We start from the raw sequence: 20,294 nt of genomic DNA, 5'->3' as shown, positions 1-20,294 counted from the left end.
GTCAATTCTCTTTACGTGTCACTAGTAGATAAAAGACACCACCAATTATTTGTAAGGAATCAGCAATAATTGCAGCCATATAGCCAGCTCCCCAAACTGGGTTCATCATATAGATCCAAACACATCCAGCAACCAAATAACTCTTTTCAATCAAAGAGTACCAAATGATATTCTTTCTAAGTTCATAATTCTTTGCACTTCTAAAGATCATCACTCCAATTCCGACCACCATTATCCCCCAATGTCCAACTAAAGGCAATGAATTGATTTTATCGCCAAAATCTAACCCCATAGTAGCCAAAGTTCCTTTATATGGAGCCAAGGCAGAGGGGAGTGTACCCAAAGCTGTAACAATACCTGAAATCCAAAAATACCACTTATTATACTTCTTCTTCCAATTACTCATAACTTCAAATAATTAATTTTCTATACAACTTCATTTTGTCTAGTTCGCATGATCTCAAACCTTTTCTACTGACAAGCACTTAAACTACTAATGGTTAAAAACAACACTTTGTTCAATCATACTCTTAATACATCTATAAAACGAATATATAGGTTTAAAGAAACAATAATGAATAAACGTTCATTTTTGATTAAATAAAACCCTACTTTAAATACACAAACAAATAAACACCAAATAAAACCCTACTTTAAATGTCTTTATTAAATAATCGAGGGCAAATATAACACTCCAAAATCAATAACCGAACGTTCATTCACCTTTTAGATTATTTTAATAAATTGATCATACGATTTAAGACACAACACAAACAAGCCACATATAATACCTGCATTCAACACATTAGATACAACACACAATTAGTTGTCAAATAAAAATGCTCCCTCAAATGAGGGAGCATTTTTATTTGACAACAGAACTTATATCACAAGAAACAGGATAATACATCCAATCATTTCTATAGAGCAATAATGAATACGATCTAGAGATCACACCAACATTATATAATGAAGATATGATCTTCATTATATACCTCTAGCTTTACCAATAAAAAACAGACATAAATGGTTCGTGAGAAGTAAACTGATTAATCTCTTCATAAAAACCAATATCATAGATCCCCCCTAGCTAATTAGAAAACATCCATATAATTACATTGTGGATAACGATACTGTGTCAATATCGTGCCACAAAAGTTTTTTTTAATACGTTTCACTATAGAGTAATAATGATCGATTACTGAATAGTAAAACCAAAAGTTAAGTAGATTTGCTCAGAAGATGGATTGTAGATAAGAGATCCTTGGATAGGTATCTGAAAACGATCACTCACCTCCAATGCATCTTGATAACTAATCCCAGTATTATGTATACACAAATTATTGTTCGTAGTTCCTCCACCCCCAATAAACAGAGAAATCTTATTTTTTGTATACTTTACCTCTCCATACATTGTATTTGGACCATTCAATAGCCCATAAAAAGATGCTTGAAAACGCCCAAAAGTTTTCATCGCTCCAAGTTCATAAGTATGTGCATTGCAGGACATAAAGTTACCTTGATTCCCAGGCTCTACGGGAAAATAATAATCAGTAAGTAACATTTTAAAAGTTTTACTAAAACTATAACTAGACCACAAATCAACCTCTGCATTATTCGGACTGATATTTAATGAGTAGTTACCCCAAGCACCAATAGAGAAATTCTTAAATGAATAAGAGAAAGATGGCTGAACTACGGGTCCATTACCATAGTCATTTCCCCTCCACACATAACGATTCATAAAAGTTCCAGAGAGACTCCATCCCTCTTTTTTTTGCGCCGTCAAAACAAAAGAGGCCATCATTAGACATAATAAAAATGCTGCTTTTTTCATAAGAAAATAATTTATTAGGTTTTCATTGCAGAATGATCACATAAAAAAAGAATCACATACAATTTGACACAATGATATATTTTTTAACATAAATAAACAAGCAATTAGATACAATATCTACCATTATTAATATTTTAATAACACCCCCTCAACAGATACACTTACATTCAGAGAAAAGTATAATATAAACCCACAACCCTCTAAATAAACAATGCAATATTCATCAAAAAACACTTATTCTAACACAACACCATCAATCAACAAAATCCATCACACAAGGATTATACCCCAAGATCTCCTCTAAACCAAAGACAAGGTGTCCCTGTAATCGAGAAGTCATGTACTTGGTCATATGATTTAAATCAAAGAGACATAGATCCATGATAAAAGTGATTTATCTCATTTTCAGTGAATTTAGGAGTACAATTAGATATAGGATTATTCTATATTATGTATATTTAGTAAAAACCTATTTTTCATTGATAACTCACGGTATATTCGACGTATAAAAAGGACACAGTTACAGAGAGGGATACCAACTTTACATCAAACGACCATATGGCTACAAATCAGTGTGCAAGAATACGTTACAAAACATTAGACCATTGCTTCCGGGATGTTTCAAAAAAATATTTCATTAGTGATCTTATTGAGGAGTGTAAAGAAGCATTGGAGAATGAATTTGGAGAGAACTCCAACATTACAAAAAGACAGATCTATAAAGACATACGCTTTATGCAGAGCGAAGCTGGTTGGGCAATTCAACTAGAGAGTCTTTATGAAAACAAAAACAAATATTATAGATACAGCGAACCTAAGTTCTCTATTGAGAACTGCAAAATGAGCGAACACGAACAAAAAATACTCCAAGAGTCACTACAAGTCTTAGAACGAATTGAGGGACTACCCTATTTTAAATGGCTAAACGAAGCAATCACACGTTTAAATACCGACTTCAGACATCATCATACAAACCACTTTTATATCTCTTTTGAAGAGAACCCTTTTCTCCATGGAAGAGAAAGATTAAGCAATCTATTTGATGCAATAACACAAAAGAAGGTATTAAAGATAACGTACCAAGGGGTTAAGATGGACTATCCTGAAACATGGTTGATACACCCTCACTTTCTAAAACAGTATAATTCCAGATGGTTCTTATTGGGAATAAGTGAGAATATTAGAAAAAACATAACCCTTCCTTTAGATCGAATACTTAAAATTGAAAACTCTGAGATTTCATTTATTAGATCCTCAATAAACTACAATGACTATTTCCACGAGATAGTAGGAATAACGCACCCTAAAGAGACAAAAGAAGACTTAATAACACTAGAGATTAATTCCGATTTAGTTCCTTATATAAGGACAAAACCATTACATATATCACAAAAGATAAAGGGGACAAAAGGAAATTGGACCACTATCGAATTACAATTGATTGTAAACTCAGAGTTCATTAATTTGATATTTTCACACGGAAAATCTATTCGTGTCACCAGTCCAAAATCATTAAAAAATAGAATTAAATCCGAAATAACGGAGATACTCCAAAACTACAATGAAAACTGATAAAACAACAGAGATAGTACTTCGATTTATCTAAAGCAAAGATTTGCATAGATATCGTGGTACTACCTCTTAATGAATTATCTACAGAAGATAATCGAATATACGTACAATTGGTTACTCCACTGTAATAACCTTTTTGTATGAGATACTCTCTGCGCTTGTACCTACCATAATCATAAATTCTCCAGGTTCTACAATCTCTTTCAAATCTTTATCAATCAAAGAAAGTGCCTTCACTGGAATATGGAATGAAACAATTTGATTCTCTCCTTCATCCAACGAAACCTTTTTAAATCCTTTCAGCTCCATCACTGGAGTGGTAACACTACTTACCATATCATTAACATAGAGCTGAACCACCTCTTTACCATCTCTAGAACCAGTATTCTTCACTTCTACCTCCACAGTAATCGTATCAGGCAGATGATATAAAGAGCGATTCACTTCAAATCGATCTAATTTAAAAGAGGTATAACTCAAACCATAACCAAAAGGATAAAGAGGTTTTGGGTTTGAGAAGACATAATCTCTACCAGGCTTTGTCATAGAACCAGGCTTATGGTAATAACCACGACCTGATGGCTTGAAATTATAATTTGTCATACTATGACCTGCACTTTTAGGCAAAGAGACAGCTAGTTTACCAGATGGATTCACCTCTCCACTTAAGATATGTGCTACAGCATTTCCCCCTTGCTCCCCAGGATACCATGCCTCCACGATGGCATCCACATTCTCTTTCAACCAAGGAGTACTATATCCACGACCATTCACCATTACCACCACTACTGGTTTACCTGTCTTTTGAATCTCTTTAACCAGATCAAGTTGAACTCCTGGAAGCCCTAAAGAAGCCCTATCAAATCCTTCTCCGCAAGTATTAACCTCACTGGTTCCACCACCCCAGCCGACGCCAGAAAGCGTAGCAGAAGTACCACCTACAACCACAATTGCAACATCACTCTTCTTTGCATTCTCCACAGCCTTTGCAAAACCAGAATGATCTAAACTAGTTAATCCACAACCTTCTGTATATAGAATACGATCTGCATCCACATACTTTTTCAACCCCTCTAACACAGTCACACCATCCTCATTTCTTTTAGAGTAACTATAATCACCAAATTGAACTTGATCCGCATTTGGACCACAAATCGATACAGAAGCATGTTCAAAATCAAGAGGAAGCGTATTGTTTTCATTCTTTAGCAACACAATAGACTCTTCGGCAATCTTAAGTGCCAATTCAATATGTTCTTTTTTATTCACCACAGACTCTACATGTCGAGTATTGACATAAGGATTATCAAAAAGACCTGCACGAAACTTTGTACTCAAAACATATCGAACAGAGCGATCTATTACTTTGACATCCAAAGTTCCCTCTTCAACCAAAACTTTTAAATTCTTATAACAATCATCTGAAGGAGCCTCTAGATCTACCCCAGCCTGAATACTTTGCAATGCTGCACTCTTACGATCTTTGGCCGCATGATGGAAATAGTTCAACATATCGATCCCTTCGTAATCAGAAAAGACGAAACCATCAAAATTCCACTCATTTCTCAATACATCTTGTAATAAAAAATGGTTCTTATGAGCAGGAATCCCATCAATCTCATTATAAGAAGGCATAATAGCTCGAACATTAGCCTCTTTTACAGCAGCCTCAAAAGGTTTAAGATGTAGTGATCGAAGCTCTCTCTCCCCTATAGAGGTAGGACCTAAATTGATCCCTCCATTAGGCACCGAATAAGCAGCAAAGTGTTTTGCCATACACATCACATGATTCGAAGGAAGATCCTCTTTCATACCTCCCTGCATACCCGTAATATAAGCAACCCCCATACGACTTACAAGAAAAGGATCTTCCCCATAACACTCCTCCACTCTCCCATAACGATGATCTTTAGACAAATCAAGCACAGGAGCCAAAGCCTGTCGAACACCAACAGAGCTTGCCTCTAATGCGATCGCCTGAGCCATCGTATGGATTAATTCAGGATTCCATGTAGCTCCCAAACCGATACTTTGAGGAAAAAGTGTTGCCCCGACAGCCAAATGTCCATGGAGGGTTTCAGCTATTAACAACCCAGGAATACCAAGGCGGGTCTCTTCTACAAGGTAATGTTGAACCTCATTATACACCGAAGCCACCTCTTTAGAGTAGATAAAAGGACTCGCTAAAGTACCAGATCCAATACCACCAAAAATGCGCTCCATAGCACCCTTCTTAAACTTCCCATTCTCAATCTCATGAGATAGTTCGCTCTGTTTTAGCTGTCCGATTTTCTCCTCTATGGTCATTCTTGCAAGAAGGTCCTCTACCCTTACATGCACCGGCAGAGAAGCATCTTGATAAGGCAACTGTTTTTTGGCATACCCCTGAACAAGGCAATGCAGAGATAAAAAAAGAAGAAATACTTTTTTCATAATATAGTTTTATTGGTTAATGATAATTAGTTCGAACACCACCCTTTCTGAAGCCATTTATCTATTTGTGCAAAAAAACTACTCAAAATAACTAGAGCCCCAAAAGAGAAGTAAATCATGGTTAAACTAATAAATAAAAAGAAGTATTCCATCACATAAAATAACAATATCATGCGAAATAATTGTCCCAATTTTAAGAGGTATCCCATCCACGTTAAAACAGTGTCTTTATAGTACAATTCTTCCAAAAGATGCGATTTTAATATTTATTCTACTTCTTCGAATTTAATCCATTGTGTTATGTGGACTTATTTGAATATAGTTCACTGAGCCCTTCGACAAGCTCAGGGACCACTTGCGAAACACAAGAGCAACTTGTCAACATTATAGTTCACTGAACCCTTCGACAGAAAGATCGCTGAGCCCTTCGACAAGCTCAGGGACCACTTGCGAAACACAAGAGCAACTTGTCAACATTATAGTTCACTGAACTCTTCGACAGAAAGATTACTGAGCCCTTCGACACGATGGGCACAGTGACTTATGAAACAACGATTCCCATAAGTTACTGCAATATTTGTTTTCGAAAACAAATAAATGCAACAACACATGTAATATTGGAAACTCCTGTTTCTGATTGATATATCTTAAACATTATTGGGGAAATCTACCGAACAATCAGACTGAATCTAACTAGACAGAAATCAACATATTGTACCCCTGTCACATAACCATCCTTATATAAAACCAAAAAAGGGTGCCTTTATTTCAAAGACACCCCCTCGACTAATAAGTCTAATATATTTTAAATACGTTCCATACTGTTGTTTGGAATCCATCCAGTATTTCCATCAGGAATACGAACCTCTTTCCATCCTTCAATACTATCAGTTATCTGCACTTTAATTCCCTCATGAAGAATAAAAAGCTCTGTACCAGTATCACTAGGAGCCCCTTTCACTGTAACACTCGGTTGGGTCACAATAGCATGAAGATGTTCTGTTTCATATAGATACTGGTTCTTTGCTGCAAGCCCGCTCGCAATACTACACAGGAATGCTACAATAGCAATAGCAAGTCCCCCCTTCTTCACACGAGAGCTATTCCCGAAGATAAAGAGAAGTGATAGTCCAAACAAGAAAGAGAAGAAAAAGACCAAACCAATCACACTCCACTGGGTAGCATTAAAAAGCTGCCTTATCTGATTCTTTACACGAACCACCATAGGCTGAGGCAAAGGCTCCACCTTATCCACAATATATTGATTTGCCATCTTCAAGTTGTAGGCAATATTTTTATTATTGGGATCAAGTGCCAAAGCACGTTCATAGTAAAGTATGGCTTTAGTAAACTCAGATAGCTTATAATAAGCATTCCCCATGTTATAATAAAGATCAGACTCTGCAAATCCCTGTGACTCAATCTCCTTATAGGTATCTAATGCCACTTTAAAATCACCCTTCTTATAGGATACATTGGCTTGATCAAACAGTTGTTCTGGACTTTGAGCCCATAGCGATAGAGAGAAACCCATCGCCACTATCAATACGACTATTTTTTTCATCATCTATCTATTATTTCTTTATCGATTTTTCTAACATACTCAACACGTTCACAGAACGCTGATAAATATCCTCTTGTGCTCCATGATCTTGAGAAGGAGCATAACGTGCAAACTCACAAGTATCTACAAGCGATATCAAAGCATCAACATCTTCTGGAGCCACCTTACGCTTAGCCAAAGACGCCACAATAGTCTCTTTGGTAAGTTCAGATTTTGGCAAAGTCAATTTATCCTCTAGATATCCCATCAGTGCCACAAGTACAGCCTCATAGAATAGTTCGTCTTCTGATCGTTTCAGATGGTCAGAAGCCTTCTTAAGACGTTTCAGAGCCAATCTATTTGCTTTCTTATTCTTAGTGCCCCAAACATCTTCTCTTTCACGAATACGTTTTAAGTTCATCAGATATAGTATTACAAAAGCAATCACTCCTATTACATATAGCATATAGAAAAGAAGGGTTCCAAAGAAGGAATGTTTTTTAGAGAACTTCACATCATCTGTAGAGATAAAGCGAATATCTTTACCAACAGTCTTCACACTCTCCTTACTAAAATCATTTACCATCGCTGGAGCAGAACCTTTGCCTTCCCCTTTTGCCACCTCGATATGGAAAGTCTCCGTCTCTTTAGTCACAAATTTTCCTTTTGCAGGATCATAATAAGAGAAAGAGACAGAAGGGATCGTATAAGTACCAGCAAAACGTGGTTGAACCAAATACTCTAAAGTTTTACTACCTACCTCGCCACTATCCGTTACTTTTATACTATTCTTCGTTTGAGGATCATAAGTCTCAAAATCTTCTGGAAAATCCAACTTTGGTGCAGTCACCAAAGACAAGTTTCCTTTTCCTTTAATAGTCAGACGAAGCGTAATCGCATCATTGGCTTTCACCTTGTCTTCGGAAATATTTGCCATAATATGGAACTGACCAACAGCACCTGAATAACTATCTGGAGCAGTTGGAAGTCCTTTTACACGCACCACACGCGAAGCACTCTGTACATCGACAGTTACCGTTCTTGTGGAATTAAAGAAATCATCAAAGAGACCTTGTGCACGACGAACCTGCTGTTGAACCTGCACTGTAACCTTCGCAGGTTCAATTTTGAGCGAACCATCTTTTTGAGGAAAGAGTAACGTCTTATTTAACAAAGAGGTATTATAGATATCTCCATCATACGCTTCTTGATTCAATCTTAAATGACGAATCTCTCCAACAGGTTTCGTGTAGAAACCTGTAAAACTAGGCAACTGAATATCAGAAACCCCTGAGATAGGCACTCTTGTATATAATTTGGTAGTTGCCAAAATTGCCTCTCCTTCGCGAACATTGGTACGGGAAAGAAACACCTTAACAAACAAATCTTTTTTAGAAATCTCGCTACCCGAAGAAGTTGTGTTGGCATTGGCATTCCCTTTCACAATTTCGATCTTGCGAGAATTTGTCTTATAGCGCTTGCCATCAATAACCACCTCCACTGCAGGCACGGTAAAAACACCTACTTTTTTAGGTTTTAAGATATAGGTGTAAGAGTACGAACTCGAACGAGATGATTTACCATTAATAATCTGCACTGAGCTACTAGAAGAGGTCATTGGACCCATCATCACTTCAAATGCTTTCAAAGCAGGCAGATTCACTTTATCCACCTTATCATTTGCTTCTACAGCCAAACGTATCTGTTGTCCTACTCTTGCAACACTAGGGGTAGAGAGCCTCACATTTACTTTATCAGCAAAGACACTCAACGTCGTAAATAAAAGTAGGATAAAAATCGATATCTTTTTTGTAATCATATTAAAACTCTTAACATTATCAATCACGAAAATAAGTATAAGTTTCGAAAAGACCTTACCATTTCTTTTCTATACTTCGTGCTTTTGCCTTTTCCTGTTTCACTTGGGCTTGTCGGACCTTCTCTTGAGTCTTTTTCTCCTTATCCTCCATCGCCTTCAGCATGGCACTAGCTCTAGACTTACTCAAACCACTCTTTTTCTTTTGTGGTTTTTGCTGCTTGCCTTTATCCTTGTCTTTATTATTCTTGTTCTTATCCTTGTTCTTGTCTTTGTTATTCTTATCCTTGTTCTTATCTTTGTTATTCTTATTCTTATCCTTATTCTTATCTTTGTTATTCTTATTCTTATCCTTATTCTTGTCTTTGTTATTCTTATTCTTGTCCTTGTTCTTGTCTTTGTTATTCTTATTCTTATTCTTATCCTTGTTCTTATCCTGATTCTTCTTCTGTTGCTCCTGCTCCTTCTTCTTTTTCATTGCGTAGGTCAGGTTATACTTTGCAGCAGGATCTGAAGGATTATTTCTTAAAGAGGACTTATACGCCTCAATCGCTTTGTCTAAATCATTGGCAGCCATATGGCTATTCCCAAGATTATAATAGAGTTTTGCTTTATCTTGTTTGGTAGGAGCCTGATCCACGAGTCCCTCAATCATCTCCGCAGCATCTTTTGGGTGACCTTGCTTCAAAATAGCAGAAGCCAAGTTCGACTGCCATTGGTAGTTATCAGGATCTTTTTCTAAAGCTTTTCGGTAGAAGGTCTCTGCTTGAGCATACTTTACAGAGTCCACTTTAGAACTATCCTTAAAGGCCTCCATAAACTCTTTGTTACCTTTACGTATCAAACGTCTCTCCTGTTGGGCCGAAACAAACTGTACTCCTACAAACAGAAGCAATATTATTAGTGTAAATTTCTTCATCATAAGGATCAATTAAGACTGTTTTTTATCGTTTCCGAACAAATTAACTCTTGCCAACCACTTATTTTTTCTTTCAATCAGCAGCATTGCCAAGGCGAAGAAAAAAAGAGCGATACCAATAAAATATGGAAACTGATCGTCATACTCTGCATAACGTCGTGTCTCTAGCTCTTTCTTGTCCAGCTTATTTATTTGGGTAAAGATGGCATTCAAACCGATATTGGTATTGTTCGCACGAACATAACTCCCCTTCCCTGCTTGAGCAATCTCATTCAACATCTTCTCGTTCAACTTAGAGATGACCGTTTTCCCACTTCCATCCTTAATGAAAGTACGTTGCCCATTTTTCATCACAGGCACAGGTGCTCCCTGAGGCAATCCCATCCCAAGAGTAAAAACCTTGATCCCTTGATCCGCCGCATTTTGTGCAGCACCGATAGCATCATCCTCGTGATTCTCTCCATCAGTGATCACGATGATCGCCTTACTTCCCTCGTACTCTGGACTAAAAGATTTGGTAGAAAGATTTATTGCAGCACCAATAGCCGTACCTTGTACCGGGACCATCTGTGTATTTACCGATGCAAGAAACATCTTGGCAGAAGCATAATCGCTCGTAATAGGAATCTGTGTGTATGCCTGTCCTCCAAAAACAACCAAACCAATTTGATCACTATTCAATTTATCAGTTAACTTACTGACTGCCATCTTGGCTCTCTCCAAACGGCTAGGCTTGATATCTTCGGCAAGCATACTATTGGAGACATCTAAAGCCACCATAATCTGTATCCCCTCTTTTTTCACTTTCTGCATTTTTGAACCAAACTGAGGTTGAGACAAAGCGAAGATTAAAAAGCTAGCGGAAACCATCGTCAATCCAAAGATTAACCCTTTACGAAAAGAGGAGCGATTGGGCATCAATGCCTCAATAAAATGATAGTTTCCAAACTTCTCGAGTCGTTTCTTATTGTAACTTATCAACATCCAGTATCCTAAAACCAAAAGAGGAATTAGAAATAGTAGATATAGATATTCAGGATGTGCAAAACGAAATGAATTCATCTGTATAGTATTATCGTTGCTTTAATGTTAATTAAGGGACGTTTCTAAAGATCGTATTGCGAAGCAGTACAGAACAAAGAAGTAAAACCAAAGCAGCCAAAGCATAACGCCCAAACTCCTCATTCTTCTTACTATATTTCTTCACCTCTATCTTCGACGTCTCTAGTTTGTCAATCTCTTGATACACCTGTTTCAAGCTCTCATTATCTGTGGCACGAAAATATTGCCCATCGGTTTTATCAGAGATCGCCTCCAATGTCTTTTCATCGATCTTTACAGGAACCTGTTGAATCCGTCTTCCCATTGGCGTATCAAAAGGATACGGCGCCATTCCTTCTGTTCCCACTCCAATAGTATAGACCCTTATTCCATAAGTCTGTGCAATATCAGCTGCAGTCTCAGGAGAAATCTCTCCTCGGTTATTCGCCCCATCGGTCAAAAGAATAATCACCTTACTCTTCGCCTTACTATCTTTCAGACGAGAAACAGAAGTAGCCAAACCAGAACCAATCGCAGTACCATCTTCAATCATTCCACTCTTTATATTAAGAAACAAATTCTGAAGGGTTGCATGGTCGGTAGTCAACGGACATTGCGTAAAACTCTCTCCACTAAACACAACCAAACCGATGCGATCATTGGGTCTACCTGCAATAAACTTCTGAGCCACCTCTTTTGCGGCCTCCAAACGATCAGGAGAGAAGTCTTGAGCCAACATACTACTTGAAACATCTATCGCCATCACGATGTCGATTCCTTTGGTTTGTGAGTTCTCCCAACTTCTAAAAGACTGGGGACGAGCCAAACAGACCAAAAGAAGCAAAACCACCCCGACATTCAGGATAGGCACCAAGTGTCGTCCATAATATTTCCACGATTTAGGCAATTGAGCCAAACTATTTGTCGTAGAGAGTTTCAAACTCGCCGACATCTGATTTCTTTTCCATAAATACCAAGCCACATAAGGGATTAGTAATAAGGCACCATAAAACACCTTAGGGTGTGCAAATGTAACGGAATCCATCATGCTCTATTCTTGATTATTTTGGGGTCCATACTTTTCTAAATTCTCTTGTTCTTCACTCAAGCTGTCTAGTGGCTCCTCATCGTTCGTCTCCTCAAAGACATCAGACAGTTCTATTTCGGTATCATCAAGCTGTGACTCTATCATCTCTACAACAGGTTTCGTATTCTCCACAAATTGGATTGAAACAGAAAGCTGTCGAGGATGCTCACTCTCCTCTGGAATATACTTAGCAAACTTCACCATGTCGGCCAATCGCAATACAGGCTCTAGCATTTTGAACTCTGCTTGGTATCCTTTTGTACTCTCTGCGGATCGCAACACATCTATGATCTCGTCGGTAGTAAGCTCTAGGGTAGAGACCCCAAAACGATTCGACATATATTCTCGTACCACATCAGTTAGTGATACATAAAACGGCTTCACCTCCTCTGGAACCGTAGGAATATGTTGTTTTAACTCCTCTAACAAACGAGCCGCTTTGATTTCACAAGGCTCTTCGGGCTCAATAGGTCCAGCAAAAAATGGTTTCTTATTTTTATATCGATATATAGCATAAAGAATAATCAATACCAAAGAGACAAGAAGCAAAAAGCCTAATATCCAAGGCGTCACCTCTGCTAATGTGATAGGAGCCTCATAAGGGGTCTTAATATCGACAATTCCATCCTGCTTCTGCAACTTCATATTATGAACCTGAAGCATCACCGAAGGGGTATATAGCGTATCGGTACTTCCAGCTCGTTGTAACAACAATGGATAACGAGGAATTTTATATTGCCCCGAATCAAAAGAGGTAATCAAATATTCTGCACGCAATAGCGTCTTCTCATCTTGTTTTAAAGTATCCAAGATTGGACCTTCTAAAACCTCTACATGTTGCATTAAAGTATCCGCAAACTGAGGGAACACTACAGTAGTTCCATCTAGCTTCTCTAACTCAAAAGTCAAATGCACCTGATCTCCCAACATTATATTAGAACTATCAATCTTGGCTCTAACCGTAGGGACCTCTTGCGCTTTCACTCCTATAGAAAATAGAACCAGAAGGATCACTATAGATATTTTACTACTAAAATTATTCATAGATATATGAGTAAAAATATGATTCTTTACAAGGTGACTTAGCGCCACCATTTCGTTTGGTTATGCTCTCTTCCGAAACAATGAAATAAGGGCTTTAACAAAATCTTCCTCTGTGTTAATAGAGACCGAATCGACACCAGACTTAGCAAAAAGTCTATCCATTCGTTGTTCATGCTCATACCACATCTGCTTATAGTGATTACGAGTGCGACGACTAGAAGTATCCGCAAAGACATACGCTCCACTCTCTGAATCCTTGAATTTCACCAAGCCCATAGCAGGAAGCTCCGTCTCTCTACGATCATAGATGCGAAGTGCAGCTAAGTCATGCTTTTTATTAGCGATCATTAAAGCCTTTTCTAGATCACGATTATTATCAATAAAATCGGAAATAATAAAGGCACTACATCTACGCTTAATCACATTACTTAGATATTGAACTGCCAATGTGATATCGGTCTTTTCACTCTCTGGCTGAAAATCGATTAGCTCACGTATAATACGCAAGGTATGACTTTTTCCTTTCTGTGGCGGAATAAACTTCTCTATCTTATCAGAAAAAAAGATAACGCCTATCTTATCATTATTTGCAATGGCTGAAAAAGAGAGAACCGCAGAGATTTCCGTAATCACATGATGCTTCCAACGATCTAGAGTTCCAAAATCACGAGAACCACTCACATCGACTAACAACATCACGGTCAACTCACGCTCCTCTTCAAATATCTTGATAAAAGGTTTATTATATCGTGCCGTAACATTCCAATCAATACTACGCACATCGTCTCCGAATTGATACTCACGCACCTCACTAAAGGCCATTCCTCGACCTTTAAAAGCACTGTGATACTCCCCCGCAAAAATATTCTTCGAAAGTCCTCTTGACTTAATCTCAATCTTACGAACTTTCTTCAGTAACTCGCTAGTTTCCATATCCCAATTTAAAATCTACCATTTAATATTGTGTGATACCACGCTACTTGTACAAACCAAGTCAGGGCAAGATTCACATCTCACCCTATCTCTCTACAAGTTATGCTTATGGGACTTTCACTGCATTTAAAATCTCAGATACGATCTCCTCACTAGTAATATTATTAGCCTCTGCTTCATAACTCAGTCCAATACGGTGGCGTAAAACATCAGGACATACAGCACGAACATCTTCTGGAATGACATACCCTCTACGCTTAATAAAAGCATAAGCACGAGCTGCTTTAGCCAAACTAATACTAGCACGAGGCGAAGCGCCAAAACTAATCATGTCTTTATATTCAGCCAATCCGTGGTGTTCTGGTTCACGAGTAGCATAAACAATATCTACAATATATTTTTGCACCTTCTCATCTAGATAAACATCCTTCACCACCTCTCTCGCAGAAAGAATATCTTGTGGCGTTAAACGCTTCGATGCCTTAGGAAACTGCTTCAATAAGTTGGCTTGGATAATTGCTCTCTCCTCCTCTTTCTTAGGATAGCTAATGATTACTTTAAGCATAAAACGGTCAACCTGTGCCTCTGGCAACGGATAAGTACCCTCTTGCTCTATCGGGTTTTGTGTAGCCATTACTAGAAAAGGCTTATCTAAGGTATAGGTGTGATCTCCAATAGTCACTTGTCGTTCCTGCATCGCCTCAAGAAGTGCCGATTGCACCTTTGCAGGAGCACGGTTGATCTCATCGGCAAGAACAAAGTTGGTAAAGATAGGACCTTTTTTGATTACAAACTCTTCATTTTTCTGACTATATATCATCGTACCAAGAAGGTCGGCAGGTAACAAATCAGGAGTAAACTGTATTCTGGCAAATGCTGCATCTACAATATCTGCCAGGGTATTAATCGCAAGAGTTTTCGCCAAACCTGGCACCCCCTCTAGTAAGATATGACCATCGGATAACAAACCAATCAGTAGCGATTCAACCAGATGTTCCTGACCTACAATCACTTTGTTCATCTCACTGGAGATAACATCTACAAACGAACTCTCTCTTTGGATTCTCTCATTCAGCTCCTTAATGTCTACAGCTTGACTCATATGATATTTATTTTTTATAAGTATTCAAATATATGACTGTCTTCTACACAAATTTAACAATTGTTTTTACGAGTCACAAAGCCTCCATGAACTATTAACATCCTCTTAACAGTTCCCATCTATTAGGCAAAAACACAATTAACATACAGTAAATATAGACACTTTTAATATCTACAAGCCACAACATTAACCTGATAATAAGATTATTCCTAAAACGGATCATAATGTAACAACATCATTTTTTCAGGAGTATCAACAGCAAGAACAGACAGAAAACTAGCCCTAAAAAATATATCAAAACATTAAGAATATCAAAAAAAAGAAAGGAGATGTCCAGTAGAGTAGAGCTGTGAGTGCAATAATAGATGCACTCCAGCCCCCTCATCAATCCGTACGTGCGGTTTTCCCGCATACGGCTTTCCTGGATGTGCTACATTTGTTCGGACAATTAGATAAAGCATTTATCTTTACAACATGACAATAAAAAAAAGAAAACGTTACGACAAAGAATTCAAGACAATGGTTGTTAACCTCTGTCTTAGTGGCAAATCAACAAGTGAGGTTGCTTCGGATATGGATCTTGATAGAAGAATGGTATATCGATGGGTTAGTGAGCAGACTCAATTCAAAGAGAATAGTTTTAAGGGGAACGGTAATCCTGTTCGTACTGCTGAACAAGAAGAAATTACTGAACTAAAGGCAGAACTTCGTAAAACACAAATAGAGCGAGATATATTAAAAAAGGCAGTGAGCATATTCTCCAAGAGCGACAGCACAAATATGAATTTATAGCAACGTTTAACAACGAATTTACTGTCGAGGATATGTGCCGTGTTATGCAAGTGAGTCGAAGTGGTTTTTATGATTGGTTATCAAGAGAAGAAGCTCCTAGATCCATTGCTATAAAGGAGGATACTATTCGTATTCGAGAAATATACGAACAATCTAAATACCGATATGGTAGTCATAAAATTACAGCAGAATTAAGAGTACAAGGCGTTGTTACTTCAAGAAATAGAGTTGCTAGAATAATGAAAAAAGAATCCATTAAAAGTATTGTAAATAAGAAATATAAGGTACAAACAACTGATTCTAATCATTCAAATATAATATCAGACAACCACTTGGATCGAAAGTTTTCACCTGACGAACCATCAAAAGTTTGGGTCTCTGATATAACTTATGTTCCAACAGACCAAGGGTGGCTTTATTTAACAACGGTAATAGACCTTTTTGATCGAAAAGTAATAGGATGGTCTCTTTCAGATAATATGACCACGGAGTGTACAATCATTAAAGCATGGAGGATGGCTAAAATAAACCGTGATAACAAGCCAGGTATGATTTTTCATTCCGACAGAGGTGTACAATATACAGCAAAAGTATTCCGAGATGAGTTAGTTAAAGATCGAATAAAACAAAGTATGAGCAGAAAAGGAAACTGCTGGGATAATGCAGTTGCAGAAAGTTTCTTTAAAATTATCAAATCAGAAATGATTGATCATAAACACTACCACTCTCATTTCCATGCTAAGATAGACATAATTGAATTCATCGAAATTTGGTACAATAGACAGAGAAGACATGCAACACTTGGTTATTTGACTCCTCTCGAATTTGGGAAACAGAAATATTTTAATGTGGCTTAATTAATTGTCCGATATTTTGTTGCATCTCCATTCTAAACGATCTATTGTTCTCATGATTACAAAGATTCATTAATCTTGACAAATTAGAAAATATTATAACATAAAGTAATCAACAATACGGCCTATTATTATTAACAATCATTACTAAAACAACGTGTTTCGAACTTTTGTGTGATTATTATACTCAAAAAGAACCTGAGTAATTACCGACCTATTCTTATTTATCCAATTCATGAACAAGCCCTGATTCTCAACATGAACAAGTTGTAATGAAACAAAACATATTTTAGACACATAATTTCGTATTAATTGTACTTAATACACTAAAACAAAAAAGGTTGTAGTTTCTCAGGGAAACTACAACCAACAAAAAAATCACACTATTACAACTAAATAAAATTTTCTAACTAAGACATTCAACGTGTACCATATACCAATGTACGTGATCCGTCATAACCTACAGCCTCTATTCTTGTTGCACCACTTGGATAAGATACTTTGGTAAACGTTTTATTAACATCTCCAGTAAAAACTAAAGTAATATCAATAAGACTATCCCCTTGGTATGTCTCATAAACAGTAATATTTTTCCAAACACTACCCTGTATCGTTTTAGTTGTTGTTCCACTAACACCATTATTAAATGTTCCTTCTACACGTTTATGATATTTATAAGCATCGATGGAGTTTCCACTGATATATTTCACTTTAGCACTTGGTTTCTGGTACTTGCGAATATATTCAATCGTTTGATCGACCATCTCCTGTGTTATTGTTTTACGTGAAGGCCTATAATCTTCAAACTTCTTATCTACAGGTATAAGAATTCCACAAGAAATAAAGAAATCTGAAAGATCTTCTTTCACAACATCACAGAAGTTTCTCACAAAATTCATTTGTAGCTCGCCTTCTGAATATTGGGATTGATCTTCCACTCGACACTTCTCAAAAATATCAGCAAATGGATATTGAACTCCCCAGCTATTCCCATCGCCTGCAATATGATAATATAACATAAGTTGCCAAAGAGGTATATTTGCTACAAAAAAGTCTCCACCCCAGCCATTTTTTCTCTCTTCGTAAGCAAAATCAGGACCACCTTGAAGTCCCCACTCTTCTCCATTTATAAAAGCACTCTGTAAAAAAGCATTCCATCGTCCACCAACTTCTCCTCCGACATTCTCATTTTCTAATCTTAAATTATTTGGTGAAAAACAATACTGTGCCCAGGTGGAGTAAATGTTATTGGTAACCTCTGCAGTACGAACCCACATCATTCCGGGACGAACTTGATTCACATGTCCAAACTCATGGGCTATACCCCAAGATTGAATTTTCAATTGATTTACATCTAGAAGAGAAGCCATCGTATTATTATGAAATCCAGCTCCCATACCATCAGCAAACATATATCCACTCCAAACCACACGTCCAAACATATGATTTTTAGGCAATCTTTTATATTTCCTTAGCCCCATCATTGTTTGCTCACTGGAAATGATACTATCATAATGAACGATTAAATCATGCATTTCATTTCTACAATACTTATTCAATTCGGAAACAGGAAATGCCAGATGAACACGATCTCCTACAATATCTAAGATCTCACTTGTAGTATGATCTAAAATCCCACTTCCAGTAGTATTGTCATCTCGATCTTTTCTAAACAAACCATTTATTTTACCAGAAGCAATATGAACCTTAATGTTTTTCGCATCCTCATAGTTTGGGGTGTAATATTGGATATATCCATTACCTTTATTTCTTGTTTGGATTAAATTAAACCCTTCGCTCAACAGATAGCTACTACTCCCCCCTTCAGAACCAAAATTGTGAATCTTTAGACTTATCTCTTCCCCATGAGTTTCTCCAACAAAAAGAACAATATCTTGGTCTTCTTGAAAGAAAATTCCAGTAGGGTTCTCGAATGCTGAATAATTATTCGTCTTTAACTCCTGTTTTAATGATTCAATAGGTCGATATGGCTCATAGTTCTGGATACGATATTTTTCATCATAACGACCAGTTATAAGATAAAGAGCGATATTTTTAATAAATGAATTCTCAATATCATCAATGGTCACCCCTGGCTTCAATTTAGAAAACGTTTCATCCTCAAAAAATTGAATATCATTTTCTAATGATTCAACATGACTTGCTTGAAAAAATTCAGCCTCTGCCAATGAGACATGATAGGCACCATCTTTAGAGAAGGTGTCTGTAACGACAATCTTAACCTGCATTGGCTCAACAATAGGAGTCTCTAACTTTATCGTTATTGCAGAATTTGTGTTCGAAGCATGCACTTCTCCTATTTGAATGAAGGTATTATCTTCTCCTCCTTTTGCCCAAACGGTAGCATCTTTAATAATACCATTCACACCACCCTGCCTAGGGTGTAAAACAATGTAATTCAAAACACTAGACGAGGTGGATTCAATATCAAAGACAAAAGTATGATTCTCCTTATTGGAAGGTTGTACTCCAGGCCACTTTGAATGATAATAGGTACTATAATCTCCATCCATAGCCTTTGTTATTTCATATCCTGACTGAAAGTCAGAACTTGGCGATAATGAAACAGTCAGAACTTTCAATTTGGTGTCTTTAGGAAAGATATCGGTGTTAGAAGGAGTGTAGTTATCATCTAAATTTACAACCTGAATCACCTGAATACTATCCTTAACAGACTTATCCTCTGAACTGAAATAGATATACGTAGCACGTGATTCTACATTCGTTTCCATTCTCGAAATTTCAAAGTGAAAATGATGTTCAACCAAAGAAGCAGCTTTCTCTTTATTCTTTTTTTCTACAATCCAATCTGCTGTATTTTTTAGTTTAAGATCAATATTTCCTGAAACAAGCACATCCAGAACTTGGCTTTTATAGTTGACCTTGAATTCTTTATTAGGAATAATAATCTGGGGGGTTATACCAAGCTGAGTTATACTAATCTTTTTTGTAATACCTTCAACATTTAGAAAAATATTACATGTTCGCTCATCCTTTTTTTCATGATTAGCAATATCTATGTTTAACACCTTCTGCTCAGGAGTAGTCGATTTAGATACACTAACAGTGCACCAATCTACTGAAGACGAAACATCAACAATCGAAGCATTTGTAGAAAATATCACTTGCCTACTATCCGCATTGTCTGAGAAAAATATTTGTTCAGACTTATTTTCAATATCTAAATATGTTGGAACCAATGTTTCTTCCTCTTTACATGCAATTGTAAAGAAAAAAAAAGCTAAAAATATTTTATATATTTTCATCACAATAAAATAATTAAATGTAAAAGGGAGGAGA

The 20,294-nt window shown here is 37.0% G+C and carries 15 protein-coding genes; 3 read left to right on the top strand and 12 right to left on the bottom strand.

Annotated elements, in window-relative coordinates:
* Position 1 precedes the first annotated feature (1 nt).
* Together K4L44_05645 and K4L44_05640 are read right to left on the bottom strand one after the other, a co-directional pair.
* A complete protein-coding gene (locus K4L44_05645; protein QZE15316.1) occupies positions 2-406 on the bottom strand; it encodes a hypothetical protein in 405 nt (134 codons plus the stop codon).
* Between the two features lie 792 nt (positions 407-1,198).
* Positions 1,199-1,837, bottom strand: coding sequence for a hypothetical protein (locus K4L44_05640; GenBank protein QZE15315.1), 639 nt, complete (start codon positions 1,835-1,837; stop codon positions 1,199-1,201).
* Positions 1,838-2,395: 558 nt separating this feature from the next.
* Here K4L44_05640 and K4L44_05635 point away from each other — a divergent pair.
* Positions 2,396-3,409 carry a WYL domain-containing protein gene (locus K4L44_05635; GenBank protein ID QZE15314.1) on the top strand — a complete coding sequence of 338 codons (1,014 nt, stop codon included), beginning with the start codon at positions 2,396-2,398 and terminating at the stop codon, positions 3,407-3,409.
* A 114-nt stretch (positions 3,410-3,523) separates the two neighbouring features.
* Here the strand turns inward: K4L44_05635 and K4L44_05630 are convergent, their stop codons facing one another.
* The 9 genes from K4L44_05630 to K4L44_05590 all read right to left on the bottom strand — a co-directional run bounded on the left by K4L44_05630 (position 3,524) and on the right by K4L44_05590 (position 15,327).
* A complete protein-coding gene (locus K4L44_05630) occupies positions 3,524-5,842 on the bottom strand; it encodes a glycoside hydrolase family 3 C-terminal domain-containing protein (GenBank protein ID QZE15313.1) in 2,319 nt (772 codons plus the stop codon).
* Between the two features lie 805 nt (positions 5,843-6,647).
* Positions 6,648-7,409, bottom strand: a complete 762-nt coding sequence (locus K4L44_05625) for a tetratricopeptide repeat protein (GenBank protein ID QZE15312.1) — start codon at positions 7,407-7,409, stop codon at positions 6,648-6,650.
* 7 nt (positions 7,410-7,416) lie between these two features.
* Positions 7,417-9,204: a BatD family protein gene (locus K4L44_05620; GenBank protein QZE15311.1), complete on the bottom strand. Its 1,788-nt coding sequence runs from the start codon at positions 9,202-9,204 to the stop codon at positions 7,417-7,419.
* Between the two features lie 55 nt (positions 9,205-9,259).
* On the bottom strand, positions 9,260-10,123 hold the full coding sequence (locus tag K4L44_05615) for a tetratricopeptide repeat protein (protein ID QZE15310.1): 864 nt from the start codon (positions 10,121-10,123) through the stop codon (positions 9,260-9,262).
* A gap of 9 nt (positions 10,124-10,132) precedes the next feature.
* On the bottom strand, positions 10,133-11,182 hold the full coding sequence (locus tag K4L44_05610) for a VWA domain-containing protein (GenBank protein ID QZE15309.1): 1,050 nt from the start codon (positions 11,180-11,182) through the stop codon (positions 10,133-10,135).
* 31 nt (positions 11,183-11,213) lie between these two features.
* Positions 11,214-12,206: a VWA domain-containing protein gene (locus K4L44_05605; GenBank protein ID QZE15957.1), complete on the bottom strand. Its 993-nt coding sequence runs from the start codon at positions 12,204-12,206 to the stop codon at positions 11,214-11,216.
* A gap of 6 nt (positions 12,207-12,212) precedes the next feature.
* On the bottom strand, positions 12,213-13,292 hold the full coding sequence (locus tag K4L44_05600) for a hypothetical protein (GenBank protein ID QZE15308.1): 1,080 nt from the start codon (positions 13,290-13,292) through the stop codon (positions 12,213-12,215).
* A gap of 60 nt (positions 13,293-13,352) precedes the next feature.
* Positions 13,353-14,225, bottom strand: a complete 873-nt coding sequence (locus tag K4L44_05595; protein ID QZE15307.1) for a DUF58 domain-containing protein — start codon at positions 14,223-14,225, stop codon at positions 13,353-13,355.
* A gap of 106 nt (positions 14,226-14,331) precedes the next feature.
* Complete coding sequence (locus tag K4L44_05590; protein QZE15306.1) at positions 14,332-15,327, bottom strand: MoxR family ATPase; 996 nt, start codon at positions 15,325-15,327, stop codon at positions 14,332-14,334.
* A gap of 474 nt (positions 15,328-15,801) precedes the next feature.
* On the opposite strand from K4L44_05590, the gene K4L44_05585 reads away from it, so the two are divergent.
* Entirely contained in the window at positions 15,802-16,119 is a 318-nt protein-coding gene (locus tag K4L44_05585; GenBank protein ID QZE15305.1) for a transposase, read from the top strand.
* Positions 16,062-16,976, top strand: a complete 915-nt coding sequence (locus K4L44_05580; protein ID QZE15956.1) for an IS3 family transposase — start codon at positions 16,062-16,064, stop codon at positions 16,974-16,976. Before K4L44_05585 ends, K4L44_05580 begins: the two co-directional genes overlap by 58 nt.
* Positions 16,977-17,392: 416 nt before the next feature.
* Here K4L44_05580 and K4L44_05575 read toward each other — a convergent pair whose 3' ends face one another.
* Positions 17,393-20,260 (bottom strand): M60 family metallopeptidase, encoded by a 2,868-nt coding sequence (locus tag K4L44_05575; GenBank protein QZE15304.1) that lies wholly within the window; start codon positions 20,258-20,260, stop codon positions 17,393-17,395.
* Positions 20,261-20,294: the final 34 nt, after the last annotated feature.

Source organism: Prolixibacteraceae bacterium, from assembly GCA_019720755.1.
Lineage (GTDB): Bacteria > Bacteroidota > Bacteroidia > Bacteroidales > Prolixibacteraceae > Halosquirtibacter > Halosquirtibacter laminarini.
The sequence above is the reverse complement of the archived record's forward strand: the minus strand, read 5'-3'. Positions and strand labels throughout refer to the sequence as shown.

Excerpts from the sequence above, each read along its gene's own strand:
- K4L44_05645 (QZE15316.1), bottom strand. The coding sequence starts at position 406 with ATGAGTAATTGGAAGAAGAAGTATAATAAGTGGTATTTTTGGATTTCA.
- K4L44_05640 (QZE15315.1), bottom strand. The coding sequence starts at position 1,837 with ATGAAAAAAGCAGCATTTTTATTATGTCTAATGATGGCCTCTTTTGTT.
- K4L44_05635 (QZE15314.1), top strand. The coding sequence starts at position 2,396 with ATGGCTACAAATCAGTGTGCAAGAATACGTTACAAAACATTAGACCAT.
- K4L44_05630 (QZE15313.1), bottom strand. The coding sequence starts at position 5,842 with ATGAAAAAAGTATTTCTTCTTTTTTTATCTCTGCATTGCCTTGTTCAG.
- K4L44_05625 (QZE15312.1), bottom strand. The coding sequence starts at position 7,409 with ATGATGAAAAAAATAGTCGTATTGATAGTGGCGATGGGTTTCTCTCTA.
- K4L44_05620 (QZE15311.1), bottom strand. The coding sequence starts at position 9,204 with ATGATTACAAAAAAGATATCGATTTTTATCCTACTTTTATTTACGACG.
- K4L44_05615 (QZE15310.1), bottom strand. The coding sequence starts at position 10,123 with ATGATGAAGAAATTTACACTAATAATATTGCTTCTGTTTGTAGGAGTA.
- K4L44_05610 (QZE15309.1), bottom strand. The coding sequence starts at position 11,182 with ATGAATTCATTTCGTTTTGCACATCCTGAATATCTATATCTACTATTT.
- K4L44_05605 (QZE15957.1), bottom strand. The coding sequence starts at position 12,206 with ATGGATTCCGTTACATTTGCACACCCTAAGGTGTTTTATGGTGCCTTA.
- K4L44_05600 (QZE15308.1), bottom strand. The coding sequence starts at position 13,292 with ATGAATAATTTTAGTAGTAAAATATCTATAGTGATCCTTCTGGTTCTA.
- K4L44_05595 (QZE15307.1), bottom strand. The coding sequence starts at position 14,225 with ATGGAAACTAGCGAGTTACTGAAGAAAGTTCGTAAGATTGAGATTAAG.
- K4L44_05590 (QZE15306.1), bottom strand. The coding sequence starts at position 15,327 with ATGAGTCAAGCTGTAGACATTAAGGAGCTGAATGAGAGAATCCAAAGA.
- K4L44_05585 (QZE15305.1), top strand. The coding sequence starts at position 15,802 with ATGACAATAAAAAAAAGAAAACGTTACGACAAAGAATTCAAGACAATG.
- K4L44_05575 (QZE15304.1), bottom strand. The coding sequence starts at position 20,260 with ATGAAAATATATAAAATATTTTTAGCTTTTTTTTTCTTTACAATTGCA.